Origin of the sequence: Rhodococcus sp. 4CII (assembly GCF_014256275.1) — a bacterium.
Lineage (GTDB): Bacteria > Actinomycetota > Actinomycetes > Mycobacteriales > Mycobacteriaceae > Rhodococcus_F > Rhodococcus_F wratislaviensis_A.
In genome coordinates, this window is record NZ_JACCFE010000002.1 from 5,613,055 (window position 1) to 5,627,843 (window position 14,789).

Sequence of the window (14,789 nt, forward strand, 5' to 3'; positions counted from 1 at the left end):
TTTGCATCGAGCGAGAAGGCGCCTGCACCCACGCCGAACTTCGGGGAGTTCGCATCCGCCCGGTGCAATACCATCTAACGCGGTGGACCAGCACATGAGCGTCGACGAGAGGGTGGCACCGGCAAGTACACCGATTCAGGTCGCCTTGCTGGGTGAGGTCTCGACGTACCGATCGGGTGTGCTCGCACCGTTGCCCGGCACCCGTGCGCGCAGCCTGCTGGTCGCCCTGGCCCGCGACCCCGGCCGGAGCAGGGCTGCGCAGGCCCTCATCGACGAGGTGTGGGGCGAGGATCCGCCGCGGTCCCCGATGAACGCTCTGCACACGCAGGTCTCCCGGCTACGCGCGGCGTTGCCGGACGGGGTGCTGGAGATCGGCCCGGCCGGATACCGGCTGAGAGTCCCGCGCGACGCCGTCGATCTGACCCGGGCAGAAGACATGGCACGCCGATGGCAGGGCCGGGATCACGATCGCGGTGTGGGACCGGACGAGATCCGGGCCGCGCTCGCACTGTGGCGGGGGGAGCCGGGCGCCGACCTTCCCGCGGGGGTGGCGGCAACGGAACTTGCCGCCCACGCGGCGGTGATCCGGGGCCGGCTCGAGGCCGCGGAACTCGCCGCGCTGGTGGAGGCCGGAGCCTGGGAGGCCGCTCTCCCCGAGGCACAGGTCCAGGTGGCCGCCGGACCTCTGGACGAGCGGGCGCACGCCGACCTCATGCGCGCGCTCGCCGGGCTCGGGCGCGAGAACGAGGCGCTCGACGTGTTCGCGACCTTCCGCACGCGGCTGGTGGACCGGCTGGGAGCAGACCCGTCGCCGGCGCTCGTCGCGCTGCACACCGAGATCCTGCGCGGCGGCAGCCCACCCGCGTCGGCGGTCCAGCGCCTCGCGCCGCCGGACCGGACGGCGATCGGGCTTCGTGCGGCGCCCAACACGCTACTCGGACGCGACACCGACATCGTGGCGATCGAACGACTGCTCACGTCGTCGCGGGTCGTCACCATTCTCGGACCGGGCGGTGCGGGAAAGACGCGGCTCGCTCACGAACTGGGTGTGCGCGCTGCCGCCGGGACGTCCGTGGCGCTGGTGGAACTCGCGGCGCTGCGGAGCAGCGAGGACGTCGTGGCGGCGATCAGCGGCACCCTGGGTCTCAGCGAGGTCGACCTCGCACCGGGACGGCTCGTCGTGAGCCGCGTGCACTCCGCGCGGGAACGACTCCGGGAAGCGTTGTCGGCCGGACCGATGCTCCTGATCCTCGACAACTGCGAGCACGTGATCGGCGCCTGCTCCGAGATCGTCGCCGACCTGGTGGCGGCCGGAAACCAGTTGACGGTCCTCGCGACCAGCCGATCGCCGCTCATGCTCGCGTCCGAGGCCGTGTACCCGCTGCCGCCGTTGGCGAGCGACGCCGAGGACGCTCCCGCCGTGCAACTCTTCACGGCCCGGGCACGCGCGGTGCGGCCGACGGCCCGTCTGGATCCGGAGACCGTCCGCGGCATCTGCCGCACACTCGACGGTCTTCCCCTCGCGATCGAACTGGCCGCCGCGCGGGTGCGCAGCATGAGCGTCGAGGACATCGGCCGGCGCCTCGAGCACCGGTTCGCGCTGCTGCGGTCCAACGACCCGACGTCGCCGGAGCGGCATCGCACCCTGCATGCCGTCATCGATTGGAGCTGGCAGCTCCTGGGCGAGCAGCAGCAGGTCGCGTTGCGCAGACTGTGCCGGTTTCCGGCCGGGTTCACCCTCGACGCGGCCCGGACGATCGCGGAATGGGACGGCGTCGACGACGTCGTGGATGCCGTCGAGGGTCTCGTCAACCAATCCCTCCTGTCGGTGTCGGAGACGTCGGACACGCTGCGCTACTACATGCTCGAGACGGTGCGCGAATACGGCGAGGAGCAACTCGCCGCAGCCGCCGAGGAGTCGGAAGTGTTCCGGCGCCAGGGAATGTGGGCGCGCGGGTTCGCGTCGGAGGCGCTCGGGCGGTGCCGTGCCGACCAGGTCGCGCTCGCGGACGACATCGACGCCGATCACGACAACCTGCTCGCGGTGCTGCGGTGGGCGGTGGAACGGGGCGATGCCGAGACGGTCACGACCGTGTTCCCGCTGCTGGGCGGGCTGTGGTCCATTCGGGGCGCGCATTCGGAGGTGATGAACTGGACGCCACGGATCCTCGCGGCGACCGCCGATTCGGACCTGCGCGACGTCGACTCGGAGTTGGTGGCGTACACGTTCCTGCTCGCGGGGATGCACCTGGTCTTCGGTGGTGAGACCCGGTCCCTCGCCCGCACCCGGACGCGACTGCGGCACGTCGTCCGGGAGCGTCCCGACCTCCCGTCGGTCACGGGGTTCGCGGTGCGGCTCATCCTGTCCCTGGGTTCGGGGCGGCGACTCGCCAGGGCGGTCGCCGACGGAGTGCGCTCGAACGATCGGGAAACCCGTGCTGCGGCGCTGTCGGTACGAGCCAGCCTGCGGGAGAATCTCGGCGACTTCCGCGGTGCCATGCGCGACGCCCGGGCCGTCTCCGACCTGTGCGTCGCGATCGGCGACGTGTGGGGTACGGCGATGGCCGCGCAATTCCTCGGTTCGCTGCACAGCCAGTCCGGGCAGTACCGGGCCGCGGTAGGGCGTTATCAGGTCGCGGTCGAGGGGATGCGGAGGCTGGGTGCGCAGGAGGAGGCGAATCAGCTGTGGGGTTTCCAGGCCTCGGCGCTGATCGCCGACGGTGACGTGGTGAGGGGCCGGAAGGTGCTGGCCGAGACGGTGCTCGAGCATCGCGGTGCGCTCGCGGCCACGGACGACCATCAGCAGGACGAATGGCGGGTAGCTGCCATCAGCAGTCTCGCGGAGGCCGATCTGGCGGACGGCGACGTCGAGCGGGGGCTCGCCCGTTATCGTGAGGCGCTGGACATGATGTATCCCCGGATCGTGTCCGAGCCCTACGCCGATCCGTTCGGACTCATGCTGGCGGCCTCGGTGGTGTGCGCCCACGTGCTGCACGGCCGGTCCGAGATGATGGTGGAGTTCGTTCCGCAGCTCGCGGGATGGGCGTCGACCCGGCTGGGTATGGGCATGTATCCGGATCTACCGGTCACCGGCGCCGTCGCCGCCGGCGTCGGATGCTTCGAGATCGCGCACGGGAATTCCGAACGTGGACTCGCGCTGCTGGCACTCTCTTCGCCTGCCCGCGCCCGGCAGGACAGCGCCTCGCTGCAGCACCACCGGCACGTGGCCTTCGCACTCGACCGAGTCGACGCGGACCGCTGGGAATCGGCGCGAGCGAGGGTCGGCACCTGGTCACGTCGCATGGTGCGCGCGGAGATTCTCGACATGCTCACCACGCTGAGGTGAGTTGGCGATTCAGGCGGGGACCCGTCCGCCGACCCGGGCCGCGCACGAGCGCAGGAGGTCGGTGAGCTCGGGATCGTCGACGGCCAGCCGCCCGGTCTTGCCGATCGCCGCGACGCAACCCATCACCGCGTTCTGCGCATCGAGCACCGGAACCGCGACGGAGCTGCGCCCGACCCGCACCTCGTCGACCTCGCGGGCCGAACCGGTGCGTCGGACGGCGTCGAGTTCGGCATGCAGCGCAGCGAATTCGGTGACGGTCCGGGACGTGACTCGTCTGAGGTTCTGCGGGAGGAGGTCCGGTCGCGAGGCAAGGAGGATCTTGCCGATCGCGGACGCGTGCAGGTGCGCGGTAATGGTTGCCTCGCCGCTGAGTTCGTGATCGGGGTCGCGGTCGACGAGTCGCACCCGGCTGCCGGCGAACGATGCCAGATGGATCCCGAAACGGACCTGCTCCCGCACGTCGTCGAGTACGGCGTGGTAGTCGACCGGTTCCGGCGCCGCGCCGGCCCCCGCCAACTGCCGGGTTCTCCGGCCGAGCGCGAAGCCGGACAGGTCGGCGATCCGCACCAGATACCCGTCGGCGGTCAGGAGATTGAGCAGCCGGTACGCGGTGGCCTGGGGGATGCCCGCGTGCGCGGCGATATCTCGCGCGGTGGCCCCGGACCCCAGCTGAGCGACGGCCTCGAGCAGTGCGAGTGCCTTCTGCACGGCGCGGGGTTCGTGGCCCGCGATCTCCCCGGCTCGGGCGCCCATCACCGGGGCCCGGGGGTGCGTCCAGCCGCCGTCAACGCCAGGTTCCCGGCGGCGTCCGTCGCGAAGACTCCCGCTCCCGGCAGAACGTCGTCCGTCTCCGCGGTGTCGAACACACCGATCGACCGCAGGCTCGCCGGATGACGCCACTGTAGGAAACGCTGCCACGCAGAACCCGACAGCAACAGGGTGAGCACCACGGCCGGGACCATCGAGAAGCCGTGTGCCACGTTCACGAACAGCATGTAGGCCAGCACGATTGTCCCTGCGGCGCTGCCCGCGACGCCCGCCGCCCGGACGAGGGGAGTGTGCTCCCCGATCCGGCCGAGGAACCGCACCGACGCCACGGCCACCAGCACGTACGCCGCGACCACCGCGGTCCTGGCGATCAGTTGCACGTGACCGAACCCGGTCGACTTGCCGACGATCCCGAAGGTCCCGGCGCCGAGGCACACGGCGCACACGATGACGGCGAGGGCTGCGAACGGCGTGCGGTAGCCGCGGTGCACTCGGGCGAACAGCCGCGGGACTACCCGTTCGATCCCCATCGAATACAGCAGGCGCGAGGCGGCATTCGACGACGCCATCGCCGACGCCAGCCACGACGTGCCCAACCCGAGGTTGAGGGCGATCACCACGGCCGGGTCGACCCCGGTCGCGGTTCCGTGCAGGTACGCGTTGACCAGGGTGTCCGTGCGGCCGGACCAGGCGGCCCACGCCGAGAAGATGAACAGGCCACCGCAGATCATCGGCGTGAGCGTCACCGTGCGGGTGACGGTGGCGAGCGGGCGCTTGGCCTCCGGACCGAAGAACGTGGCGCTCTCGAAACCGGCCAGAGCGAACACCGCGGCCAGTGTCATGAGCAGCGGTCCGTACGCCGAATCCGACGGCGGCACAAGGGCGTGTTGGCCGCCCGCGCCCGACACGATCATCAGGCCGACGATGAACAGCAGCGAGCACGATTCGACGGCGAGGATGGCGAGGGCCGCGAACCGCACCCCGCGGACCAGGCAGGCCAGGATCACGATCGCGATTCCGGCGTAGACGAGGAGGCGCTCCGCCGGCGCGCGTAACTCGAGCCCGAAGAAGCCGAGCGTCGCGATCACGGCCTGCCCCCCGTGGTACAGCGTCATCACCGCACTGCCCACGTATTTGGTCAGCATGGCGACACCGGCGGTCAGCGCGGCACGAGTGCCGAGGCCCTGGAACACGAAACTGTAGAGGCCGCCCGCGGCCGCCATGCGTCGGGTGAACTGCGAGACGCAGATTGCGATCAGGGACACGGCCACCGTCGCGACGACGATCGTGATCAGACCGCTCAGCAGCATCCGGTGGGTGAACATGGTGACGGGCAGGACCACCATCGACACCGCCGGAGCCGTCGTGGCCACCGACTGGGCGAGAACCTCGACGCCCGACAACTGCCGCCGGCCAAGCGCACGCAGCGGCGACAGGGCCTGACGTTCGGGCTCGCGGGTGGCGAACGAACGCGCGATGGCGTCGGAAAGAGCTGACATGCGCGTGAAACTAATCGGGTCGTGTTGCGCAGACGTTTCGGTTTCGCGTCGAACTCGGACGTCGGAGTGAGAACGAACCCGTGCCGGTTCTCGCTCGGTTGCATCGGACTGTTTCGCCGCCGACAACTTCCCGACTCGTGTTGCTCCCAGGATGAATCCGGACACGTTACCCGGGTCGCCGGGCGCAAGAATGGGAGCGCGAATTGGCATTCACACGTAGATCTTTCATGAAGGGCCTGGGGGTCACCGGCGGCGCGGGACTCGCCTACGGGGCGATGTCGACGCTCGGGCTCGCACCGTCGACCGCCGCGCCCGCCCGCACCTTCCGACCGCTCGCGGCCGGCGACCTGATCGGCAAGGTGAAGGGCAGCCATTCCGTGGTCGTGCTCGGCGGCGGCCCCGCCGGCCTCTGTTCCGCCTTCGAACTGCAGAAGGCCGGATACACGGTGACCGTCCTCGAGGCCCGCACCCGGCCCGGCGGCCGCGTCTGGACCGCCCGGGGCGGAACCGAGGAGACCGACCTGGGCGGCGAGACGCAGAAGTGCACGTTCTCGGACGGCCACTTCTACAACGTCGGTGCCACCCGCATCCCGCAGAGCCACATCACCCTCGACTACTGCCGCGAACTGGGCGTCGAGATACAGGGATTCGGCAACCAGAACGCCAATACGTTCGTCAACTACCGGAGCGACACGTCGCTGTCGAACCAGTCCGTCACCTACCGCGCCGCCAAGGCCGACACGTTCGGCTACATGTCGGAGCTGCTGAAGAAGGCCACCGATCAGGGTGCCCTCGACCAGGTGCTCACCCGGGAGGACAAGGACGCCCTGTCGGAGTTCCTCAGCGACTTCGGTGATCTCTCCGACGACGGCCGATACCTCGGATCATCGCGTCGCGGTTACGATTCCGAGCCCGGAGCCGGCCTGAACTTCGGCACCGAGAAGAAGCCGTTCGCGATGCAGGACGTGATCCGCAGCGGAATCGGCCGCAATTTCAGCTTCGACTTCGGCTACGACCAGGCGATGATGATGTTCACCCCGGTCGGCGGCATGGACCGCATCTACTACGCGTTCCAGGACAGGATCGGCACCGACAACATCGTCTTCGGCGCCGAGGTCACGTCGATGAAGAACGTGTCCGGCGGAGTCACCGTGGAGTACGCTGCCGGCGGCGCGAAGAAGTCGATCACCGCCGACTACGCGATCTGCACGATCCCGCCGCACTTGATCGGGCGACTGCAGAACAATCTGCCCGCGGACGTGCTCACCGCGCTGAAGGCGGCCAAGCCGTCGTCGTCCGGGAAGCTCGGCATCGAGTACTCGCGCCGGTGGTGGGAGACGGAGGACCGCATCTACGGCGGCGCGTCCAACACCGACAGGGACATCTCGCAGATCATGTTCCCGTACGACCACTACAACTCCGACCGGGGTGTGGTCGTCGCCTACTACAGCAGCGGCAAGCGGCAGGAAGCGTTCGAATCTCTCACCCACCGGCAGCGGCTCGCCAAGGCGGTCGCGGAAGGCTCGGAGATCCACGGCGAGAAGTACACCCGCGACATCTCCTCGTCGTTCTCGGGCAGCTGGCGCCGCACCAAGTACTCCGAGAGCGCGTGGGCGAACTGGGCGGGCAGCGGCGGCTCGCACGGCGGCGCCGCCACCCCCGAGTACGAGAAGCTGCTCGCACCCGTCGACAAGATCTACTTCGCCGGCGACCACCTCTCCAACGCCATCGCCTGGCAGCACGGCGCCCTGACGTCGGCCCGCGACGTCGTCACCCACATCCACGAGCGCGTGGCCCAGGAAGCCTGACCTTTCCCTCGAACAAGGAGTTGCACTGTGAAGTCGATTCGTACCCGGGCCGTCACCGCGGCCCTCGCCGCATCCGCTCTGATCGTCGGGGCGACGTCGTGCTCCTCCGACGAGGCGGCAGCGGAGGCGCAGGGCAGTACGTTCGTATCGAAGTCGGTTCTCGAAGCGGGAGAGTCGAATCCGATGATCGCGCAGGGTGTGGCGATCGGCGGCGGGACCGCCGTGTACAAGTCGAGCGGAATCGGCCCGGGCGCGTCCAACAGGACCGCCCCCGAGGGCACGCCCGAGTCCTACATCGACACCGACGTGTTCGCGGGCGGCGCACTCCCGGCCGGCGTCACGATCACCGAGGCGCAGGGCATCAACGCGCTGAAGCGGATTCGCGACAATCTGGAGGCCCAGGGGCTGAGCCTCGAAGACGTCGTGACCATGCGGGTGTTCCTCGACAACGCCCCCGGCACCGACCGCGCCGACTACGCCGGCTGGAACCGCGCCTACCGGCAGTTCTTCGCGAACACCAACCTCGACACCGGTGACACCGAACTGGTCCCGCTCGGCACCGCGGAACCGGCCGCACCGATGGAACGGAACTCTGCGCGGCCCAGCCGCTTCGCGCTGGAGGTCGCGAGCCTGCCCGCTGCGGGCTGGCTCGTCGAAGTGGAGGTGGACGCCGTGTACCCCGACGGTGAGGAGCCCCGGTAGTGGGGGCGCTGAGCCCGAGCCACTGGGCGATCATCGCGGTGGTGCTCGTGGTGCTGTTCGGATCGAAGAAGCTCCCGGACGCCGCCCGCGGCCTGGGACGGTCGATGCGAATCCTCAAGACGGAGGTGGGGGAGTTGCAGGCGGACGCCCCTGAACTGGAGAAATAGGCGAAGCGAGCCGGTGGACCCCGCGTCCACCGGCTCGCGTCGTTCGTCGGGTTGTCAGGCCTTGCGCATGTAGATCCGGACCGTCAGCGGTGCCATGACCGCGACGATCACGGCGGCGCCGAGCAGCGACCACACGACGTGGACACCGAAATGGCCGTCGTTGACGAGTTCACGCACCGCCGTCACGACGTGCGATACAGGGTTGACGTTCACGAACGCCTGCATCCAGCCGGGCATCGTGTTCGCGGGCACGAATGCATTGGACATGAACGTCAGCGGAAACAGGATGAGCATCGAAATGCCCTGCACCGAGGACGCTTTGCTCATCAGGACGCCCATCAGCGCGAAGATCCAGCTGATCGAGAAGGCACAGACGACGACCAGCGCTCCGGCCGACAACACCCCCACGAGGCCGCCGCCGGGACGGTAGCCCATCGCGATGCCGACGGTGAACGTGATGGTCGTGGCGATGCCGTACCGCACGACGTCGGCGAGGAGGGCGCCGGACAGCGGTGCGATGCGGGCGATCGGCAGCGACTTGAAACGGTCGAAGACGCCCTTGTCCATGTCTTCCCGCAACTGGGTGCCCGTCACGATCGACGTGGTGATCACCGTCTGGACCAGGATGCCCGGGATGATGATCGGCAGATACGACGCCACGTCGCCGGAGATGGCGCCACCGAAGATGTACGTGAACATCAACGTGAAGATGATCGGCTGGACGACGACGTCGAACAGTTGCTCGGGGTTGTGCTTGATCTTGAGCAGACCGCGGTACGCCATGGTCAGCGTGTTGGCGACGGACTGTTCGAGGCTGATCCGGTTGCGGACCTCCGGAATCGGCTGCGGGCCCGCGGAAGTGCGGGATTCGAGGGTGCTGGTCATGCGACGCTCCGTTCGGTGTCGGACTCGGCGGCAACGGTTTCCGCGCCGTGCCCGGTGATGGTGAGGAAGACCTCGTCGAGACTCGGTTTCTGGACGGTGATCTCGTCGACGGCGATCCCGTGGTCGCGCAGCCGGATCAATAGTTCCACGGTCAGCGACGGATCGGTCATCGGCGCGGTCAGGCGGCCGATCTCCGGCGTGATCGCCACCTCCACACCGAGGGTGTGGGCGATCACCGACCGCGCGTCGTCGGTCCGTCCGCGATCGGCCAGCGTCAACTGCAGCGAGGAGACGCCCACGGACGCCTTCAGTTCGTCGGCGGTACCGTCCGCGATCACCTTTCCGCGGTCGATGACGGCGATCCGATCGGCCAGCTGATCGGCCTCGTCGAGGTACTGCGTGGTGAGCAGCACCGTCGACCCCTCGGCGACGAGCCGGCGAACGGTGTCCCACATCTGGGCGCGCGTCCGAGGGTCCAGACCCGTCGTGGGCTCGTCGAGGAACAACAGCGGCGGGTGGGCGATGAGGCTGGCGGCCAGGTCGAGTCGTCGTCGCATGCCCCCGGAGAAGTTCTTCAGCGGCTTCGTCGCCGCCTCCGTCAGATCGAACTCCTCGAGCAGTTCCGCGCACTTGCGACGGGCATCGCCGCGGCTCAGGCCGAGCAGCCGGGCGAAGATCACCAGATTCTCGACCGCGGACAGGTCCTCGTCGACCGATGCGTACTGACCCGTCACGCCGACCAGTGAGCGCACCGCGTTCGGTTCGCGCACCACGTCGTGGCCGAAGATGCGGGCCTCGCCGCCGTCCGGCCGCAACAACGTCGCCAGCATCCGCACCGTGGTGGTCTTGCCCGCGCCGTTCGGGCCGAGCACTCCGTACACCGACCCGGTCGGTACGGACAGGCTCACGCCGTCGACGGCACGCTGACGGCCGAAGAGCTTCACGAGCCCGTCGGCCTCGATCGCTGGGGGAGTTGCACTGAGGTTCATGCCGTAAACAATGCAGTCCGCCCCTTGCAGCGCCCTTGCACGCCTCTTGCACAGACTGACAAGCACCCTCGACCTGCAGGTTCACGGACATTTGCCGGAATCAGTGGCAATTGCGGGGGAATCTGACGAATCGGTGTGCGGCTGTGGAATTCCACAGCCCCTCGGTTATCCACAGGTCTGCTGAATGTCCTGGTCGGCGGCCGCGGCCGCTCCGGAGCAGGGAGCACGATGCTCGATATGAGAGCACAGGACCTGATCTTTCGCCGTCATGCGCTGGCCGACGGGATGACCGACCCGGAACTCCGTCGCGCCAGGACGACACGACAACTGGTTGCCGTGGCTGCGGGTGCCTACCTCGACGGCGACCACTCCGCAGCACTGGACGCGGTCGGGATGCACCGCGCGCGGGTCGCGGCGGCCGTGGTGGCGCACGGTGATGGGATCGTGGTCAGCCACGCGTCCGCCGCTGTCCTCCACGGACTCGACGTCGGTGCAGTGAACCTCGACCGAGTGCATCTGAGCCGGGAGCGTCGGTCGGGCGGGCGACGGACCGCGGCGCTGCATGTGCACATCGCTCCACTGGGTCGTGATGACGTCACCGAGATCGACGGCGTCGCGGTGACCTCGCTCGCCCGGACCGTGGCGGACGTCGCACGTTCGGAATCGCTGGACGAGGCAGTCGTGATCGGCGACTCCGCCCTGCATCGCGGCGACGTGTCGATCTACGACGTCCGGGCCGTGCTGGAACGTCACGGCCGGAGGAAAGGCATCGGGGCGGCCCGGCGCGCGGTGGCTCTGTTCGACGGGCGCAGCGAGAGTCCCGGCGAGTCGCTCAGCCGAATCAGGATGCGCGAATGTGGGATGCCGGCGCCCGAGCTGCAGCACGAAGTGCGCACCGACGGCGGTGCGTTCGTGGGCCGCGTGGACTTCTTCTGGGAGCACTGGGGAGTTGTCGGCGAGTTCGACGGCATGGGCAAGTACCGATTCGGCTCCGGGCAGTCGGGCGACATCGTGGCGAGGGAGAAGCTGCGGGAGGACGCGATACGAGACACGGGCCTCGAGGTGATCAGGTGGGTGTGGGCGGACCTCGGGCGGTTCGACGCCGTGAAGGCGCGATTCGAGCGCGCATGTGCCCGCTCGCGGCGCCGGTGAGGCGTCGTTTCCCACCGAATTGCCGGAAGCACACGCAATTGCGCGGGAATTCGGCAAATCGGCGTGCACCTTCGCACGAACAGGCGATCCGCTACCCGAACCGCGATTCGAGTGCCCGCCGGTCGACCTTGCCGGGACCTCGGAGGGGGAGGGCGTCGACGAGGTGCAGTTCGCGCGGGGCGGCGGTGGGGTCGAGGGTGCGTTCGACGAACGAGCGGAGTTCGGCGAGTGTCGGTGCGGTGCCGGGTTCGGCGACGACGACGGCGGTGACGCGACGCCCCAGTCGCTCGTCGGGGAGGCCGATCACCGCGCATTCGCGGACGGCGGGGTGGGCGACGAGAGCCGCCTCGACCACCTGCGGGACGACGGTGAGACCACCGGTGGAGATGGCTTCGTCGAGTCTGCCGGTGATGCCGAGGACGCCGTCCGTGACGGTGCCTGCGTCGTCGGTGCGGAACCAGCCGGGTTCGGCGAACGCGGGGTGGTCGGGGAGTCCGCGGTATCCGGACGCGAGCATGGGCCCGCCGAGGAGGACGCGACCGTCGCCGTCGATCCGGACCCGGGCGCCGTCGAGGGGCACCCCGTCGTACACGCACCCACCGCAGGTCTCGCTCATTCCGTACGTCCGGACGACGGTGACGCCGGCGTCGACGGCGCGGCGCAGGACCGGTGCGGGGGTCGCGGCGCCACCGAGGAGGACCGCGTCGAGCGCGGCCAGTGCCGCCACCGCGTCGGGATGGTCGAGGGCCTTGACCAGTTGCGTCGGGACGAGCGAGGTGTAGCGGCGGGGGCCGCGCATCGACGCCACCGCGGCCGGTAGCGTGTCGGGATCGAAGCCTCCGGTCACGTCGATCACCACCGGTTCGGTGCCTGCGAGCACACTGCGCAGCAGCACCTGCATGCCCGCGATGTGGTGAGCGGGCAGGGTCAGCAGCCAGGAACCGGGACCGCCGAGCCGTGCGTGCGTCGCGTCACCGCTGGCGCGGAGTGCGGCCGCGGTAAGCATGGCCCCCTTCGGCACCCCCGTCGTGCCGGAGGTCGCGACGACGAGTGCGACGCCGTCGTCGATGGGGTCTCCGGGACGCAGCGCGTCGGTGAGTCGGCGGGTCTCCCGCTCGTCCGCGGCGGGGACGGGAAGCGCGGCGGGAGCGGCCCCGTCGAGGACCGCGGACAGCTGCGGCAGGATGCCGAGGACCCCGGCACCCGACGGGACGGGCAGGGCGTGCAGTGCGTTCACTGGGCAGGCCCGGCGAGCGGCCAGCCGCCCGCGGTGAGGTTGCTGCGCACCCGGTCGACGTCCGATTCCAGCGGCAACTCGTTGGTGACTTTGGTGATGAGCACCTGGATGTCGGTCCTCTCGATCGGGAGGTCACCCTCCTCGACGAGCGCGTCGGCGACGGCGTCCACCTCGTCTTCCGACAGCCGGCGAGTGAGCAGCGCGAACAACGGAATGTAGTCCTGCTCGGGTACACCGTTCGGGTAGCCGGCACGCAGCCAGCCGATGATGGAGGAGAGAAACGGTGGGAGGCTCATGGCTAGCCTGCGTCGGGGGTTTCTTCCGCGTCGCCGGCACCGTCGCCGCATTCGGCGTCGGTACCGACCGGCCACCCTCCGGCCTCGAGGTTCTCCGTCACCCGCGCGATGTCTTCCTCGGAGGGTTCCTCGTGGGTGATTTCGCTGATGAGGCGTCGGATGTTGTCGTAGTCGACGTGGCGGTCGGGCGTCTCGTGGGCGGTCTCGATCGACAGCGCGACGACCTGTTCGATTTCCTCGTCGGTGAGGCGACGACGCAGCACGGCCAGCAACGCGAAGTGGTCCTTCGCCGGGATTCCCTCGGGGTACCCGGCGCGGAGCCAGTCGAGCACGGAGCGAAGTGAGTTCTTGGGCACGCGTTTCGGCCTCTTTCGTCGATGGAACGGGGACTCGGGGGCCGCCGCTCAGAAGATGTGGATACCGAAGCTGCCGGCCAGGAAGTCCTTCATCAACAGAAGTATCCCAGTGATGATCGCGATCAGCACCACGGCGAAGCAGGCCCAGGCGCCGATCCGGTCGGCGACGGTCGGCTGGGTGACGTCCTCACCGGTGTCCGTTACGCCGAGTGATCTGAGTCCGAGCGCGAAGATCGCGGGGAGTCCGGCACCGAACAGCAGTCCGACGAGGATGACCTGCCAGAGCGAGTGCACGGTGGTGGTCAGGAGTGTCATGTGCCGGCCCTTCAGCGATTCGCGGCGGGACCGGCGGAGTCCGCGGTCTCGGCCACGTCCGGCTCACTGGGTTCGGTGGGTAGGTGGGCGTCGTCCGATTCCCACTCCGCGTTGACGTTGCCGGACGTCACCGGCTGCAGGCGGGAGCGCAGGTACATGAACCCGGCGAGGACGATCAGGGCGGCGAACACGACGAGAACACCCGGCAGACCGCCGATCAGGTGGGCGACGACCCAGCACACGGCTCCGACGATCGCCGCCGACGGCAGGGTGACCAGCCACGCGACGGCCATGCGTCCGGCGATGCCCCAGCGGACCTCGGCGCCCTTGCGCCCGAGGCCGGTGCCGAGGATGGAGCCGGTCGCGACGTGCGTGGTGGACAGCGGCAGTCCGAGGTGGCTGGACGTCAGGATGATGGCGGCGGACGAGGATTCCGCGGCCATGCCCTGGGGGGCCGCGATCTCGACGAGTCCCTTGCCCAGCGTGCGGATGATGCGCCAGCCGCCGAGGTAGGTGCCGAGCGCGATCGCGACAGCGCAGCTGAACTTGACCCAGAACGGCATTTCGTCGTCGGCGGACAGGCTTCCGTGCGCGACGAGTGCGAGGAAGATCACGCCCATCGTCTTCTGGGCGTCGTTCGTTCCGTGGGCGAGGGACACGAGGGAGGCGGAGCCGATCTGGCCGATGCGGAACCCGTGCTCCTTGGTGCCCTCCGGCACCGTCGATGTGATCCGGTAGACCAGCTTGGTGCCCGCGGTGGCGACCAGCGCGGCGACCACGGGGGCCAGCACGGCGGGGACGACGACCTTGCTGAGCACGCCGCCCCACTCGACACCGCTCATGCCGATGGACGCGATGGCGGCACCGATCAGACCGCCGAACAGTGCGTGGGAGGAGCTCGACGGCAGGCCGAGCAGCCACGTCGCCAGATTCCAGATGATGCCGCCGACCAGGCCCGCGAACACGATGAGCAGAAGATCCTCACCGCTCACCGCTCCCAGGTTCACCACGCCCTTGGCGACGGTCGCCGCAACCTCCACGGACAGAAAGGCGCCGACCAGATTCAACGATGCGGACAATGCGACCGCGACCTTGGGCCGCAGAGCTCCCGTCGCGATCGAGGTGGCCATTGCATTGCCGGTGTCGTGAAAGCCGTTCGTGAAATCGAAAGCGAGGGCGGTGACGACCACCACCAGGAGAACTACGAGCTCTGCGGTCACACCGAGGATTGTGCGGATTTCAACCGGAAATGTACAGCTGACGTCCGGT

14 protein-coding genes are annotated in these 14,789 nt (G+C 69.0%); 5 read left to right on the plus strand and 9 right to left on the minus strand.

Going from position 1 to position 14,789, the window contains the following annotated elements:
* Positions 1-94: 94 nt before the first annotated feature.
* Positions 95-3,346, plus strand: coding sequence for a BTAD domain-containing putative transcriptional regulator (locus tag H0B43_RS26740; RefSeq protein ID WP_185725174.1), 3,252 nt, complete (start codon positions 95-97; stop codon positions 3,344-3,346).
* A gap of 9 nt (positions 3,347-3,355) precedes the next feature.
* Here H0B43_RS26740 and H0B43_RS26745 read toward each other — a convergent pair whose 3' ends face one another.
* Both H0B43_RS26745 and H0B43_RS26750 read right to left on the minus strand, forming a co-directional pair.
* A complete protein-coding gene (locus H0B43_RS26745; protein WP_185725173.1) occupies positions 3,356-4,099 on the minus strand; it encodes an IclR family transcriptional regulator in 744 nt (247 codons plus the stop codon).
* Positions 4,099-5,613, minus strand: coding sequence for an APC family permease (locus tag H0B43_RS26750; protein WP_185725172.1), 1,515 nt, complete (start codon positions 5,611-5,613; stop codon positions 4,099-4,101). The genes H0B43_RS26745 and H0B43_RS26750 overlap by 1 nt, the downstream gene beginning before the upstream one ends.
* Positions 5,614-5,840: 227 nt before the next feature.
* Between H0B43_RS26750 and H0B43_RS26755 the strand changes: the two genes are divergently transcribed.
* The 3 genes from H0B43_RS26755 to tatA are packed head-to-tail and all read left to right on the plus strand — an operon-like array spanning position 5,841 to position 8,290.
* The gene (locus tag H0B43_RS26755) at positions 5,841-7,421 is read left to right on the plus strand and encodes an FAD-dependent oxidoreductase (RefSeq protein ID WP_185725171.1); all 1,581 of its coding nucleotides are present in this window, start codon (positions 5,841-5,843) and stop codon (positions 7,419-7,421) included.
* Between the two features lie 27 nt (positions 7,422-7,448).
* Entirely contained in the window at positions 7,449-8,123 is a 675-nt protein-coding gene (locus tag H0B43_RS26760) for a Rid family hydrolase (RefSeq protein WP_185725170.1), read from the plus strand.
* Positions 8,123-8,290, plus strand: a complete 168-nt coding sequence (tatA, locus tag H0B43_RS26765; protein ID WP_005252050.1) for a Sec-independent protein translocase subunit TatA — start codon at positions 8,123-8,125, stop codon at positions 8,288-8,290. The genes H0B43_RS26760 and tatA overlap by 1 nt, the downstream gene beginning before the upstream one ends.
* 54 nt (positions 8,291-8,344) lie before the next feature.
* Here tatA and H0B43_RS26770 read toward each other — a convergent pair whose 3' ends face one another.
* Complete coding sequence (locus tag H0B43_RS26770; RefSeq protein WP_185725169.1) at positions 8,345-9,175, minus strand: ABC transporter permease; 831 nt, start codon at positions 9,173-9,175, stop codon at positions 8,345-8,347.
* Positions 9,172-10,164 (minus strand): ATP-binding cassette domain-containing protein, encoded by a 993-nt coding sequence (locus H0B43_RS26775; RefSeq protein WP_185725168.1) that lies wholly within the window; start codon positions 10,162-10,164, stop codon positions 9,172-9,174. Before H0B43_RS26775 ends, H0B43_RS26770 begins: the two co-directional genes overlap by 4 nt.
* 237 nt (positions 10,165-10,401) lie before the next feature.
* On the opposite strand from H0B43_RS26775, the gene H0B43_RS26780 reads away from it, so the two are divergent.
* Positions 10,402-11,316 (plus strand): hypothetical protein, encoded by a 915-nt coding sequence (locus tag H0B43_RS26780; protein ID WP_185725167.1) that lies wholly within the window; start codon positions 10,402-10,404, stop codon positions 11,314-11,316.
* 91 nt (positions 11,317-11,407) lie between these two features.
* On the opposite strand, the gene menE is transcribed toward H0B43_RS26780, so the two are convergent.
* The 5 genes from menE to H0B43_RS26805 are packed head-to-tail and all read right to left on the minus strand — an operon-like array spanning position 11,408 to position 14,740.
* The gene (menE, locus tag H0B43_RS26785; protein WP_185725166.1) at positions 11,408-12,553 is read right to left on the minus strand and encodes an o-succinylbenzoate--CoA ligase; all 1,146 of its coding nucleotides are present in this window, start codon (positions 12,551-12,553) and stop codon (positions 11,408-11,410) included.
* Positions 12,550-12,849: a DUF3349 domain-containing protein gene (locus H0B43_RS26790; RefSeq protein ID WP_185725165.1), complete on the minus strand. Its 300-nt coding sequence runs from the start codon at positions 12,847-12,849 to the stop codon at positions 12,550-12,552. The genes menE and H0B43_RS26790 overlap by 4 nt, the downstream gene beginning before the upstream one ends.
* A gap of 2 nt (positions 12,850-12,851) precedes the next feature.
* Entirely contained in the window at positions 12,852-13,205 is a 354-nt protein-coding gene (locus tag H0B43_RS26795; protein ID WP_185725164.1) for a DUF3349 domain-containing protein, read from the minus strand.
* A gap of 48 nt (positions 13,206-13,253) precedes the next feature.
* A complete protein-coding gene (locus H0B43_RS26800; protein WP_185725163.1) occupies positions 13,254-13,520 on the minus strand; it encodes a hypothetical protein in 267 nt (88 codons plus the stop codon).
* An 11-nt stretch (positions 13,521-13,531) separates the two neighbouring features.
* Entirely contained in the window at positions 13,532-14,740 is a 1,209-nt protein-coding gene (locus tag H0B43_RS26805) for an inorganic phosphate transporter (protein WP_185725162.1), read from the minus strand.
* Positions 14,741-14,789: the final 49 nt, after the last annotated feature.

Excerpts from the sequence above, each read along its gene's own strand:
- H0B43_RS26740 (WP_185725174.1), top strand. The coding sequence starts at position 95 with ATGAGCGTCGACGAGAGGGTGGCACCGGCAAGTACACCGATTCAGGTC.
- H0B43_RS26745 (WP_185725173.1), bottom strand. The coding sequence starts at position 4,099 with ATGGGCGCCCGAGCCGGGGAGATCGCGGGCCACGAACCCCGCGCCGTG.
- H0B43_RS26750 (WP_185725172.1), bottom strand. The coding sequence starts at position 5,613 with ATGTCAGCTCTTTCCGACGCCATCGCGCGTTCGTTCGCCACCCGCGAG.
- H0B43_RS26755 (WP_185725171.1), top strand. The coding sequence starts at position 5,841 with ATGAAGGGCCTGGGGGTCACCGGCGGCGCGGGACTCGCCTACGGGGCG.
- H0B43_RS26770 (WP_185725169.1), bottom strand. The coding sequence starts at position 9,175 with ATGACCAGCACCCTCGAATCCCGCACTTCCGCGGGCCCGCAGCCGATT.
- H0B43_RS26775 (WP_185725168.1), bottom strand. The coding sequence starts at position 10,164 with ATGAACCTCAGTGCAACTCCCCCAGCGATCGAGGCCGACGGGCTCGTG.
- H0B43_RS26780 (WP_185725167.1), top strand. The coding sequence starts at position 10,402 with ATGAGAGCACAGGACCTGATCTTTCGCCGTCATGCGCTGGCCGACGGG.
- H0B43_RS26790 (WP_185725165.1), bottom strand. The coding sequence starts at position 12,849 with ATGAGCCTCCCACCGTTTCTCTCCTCCATCATCGGCTGGCTGCGTGCC.
- H0B43_RS26800 (WP_185725163.1), bottom strand. The coding sequence starts at position 13,520 with ATGACACTCCTGACCACCACCGTGCACTCGCTCTGGCAGGTCATCCTC.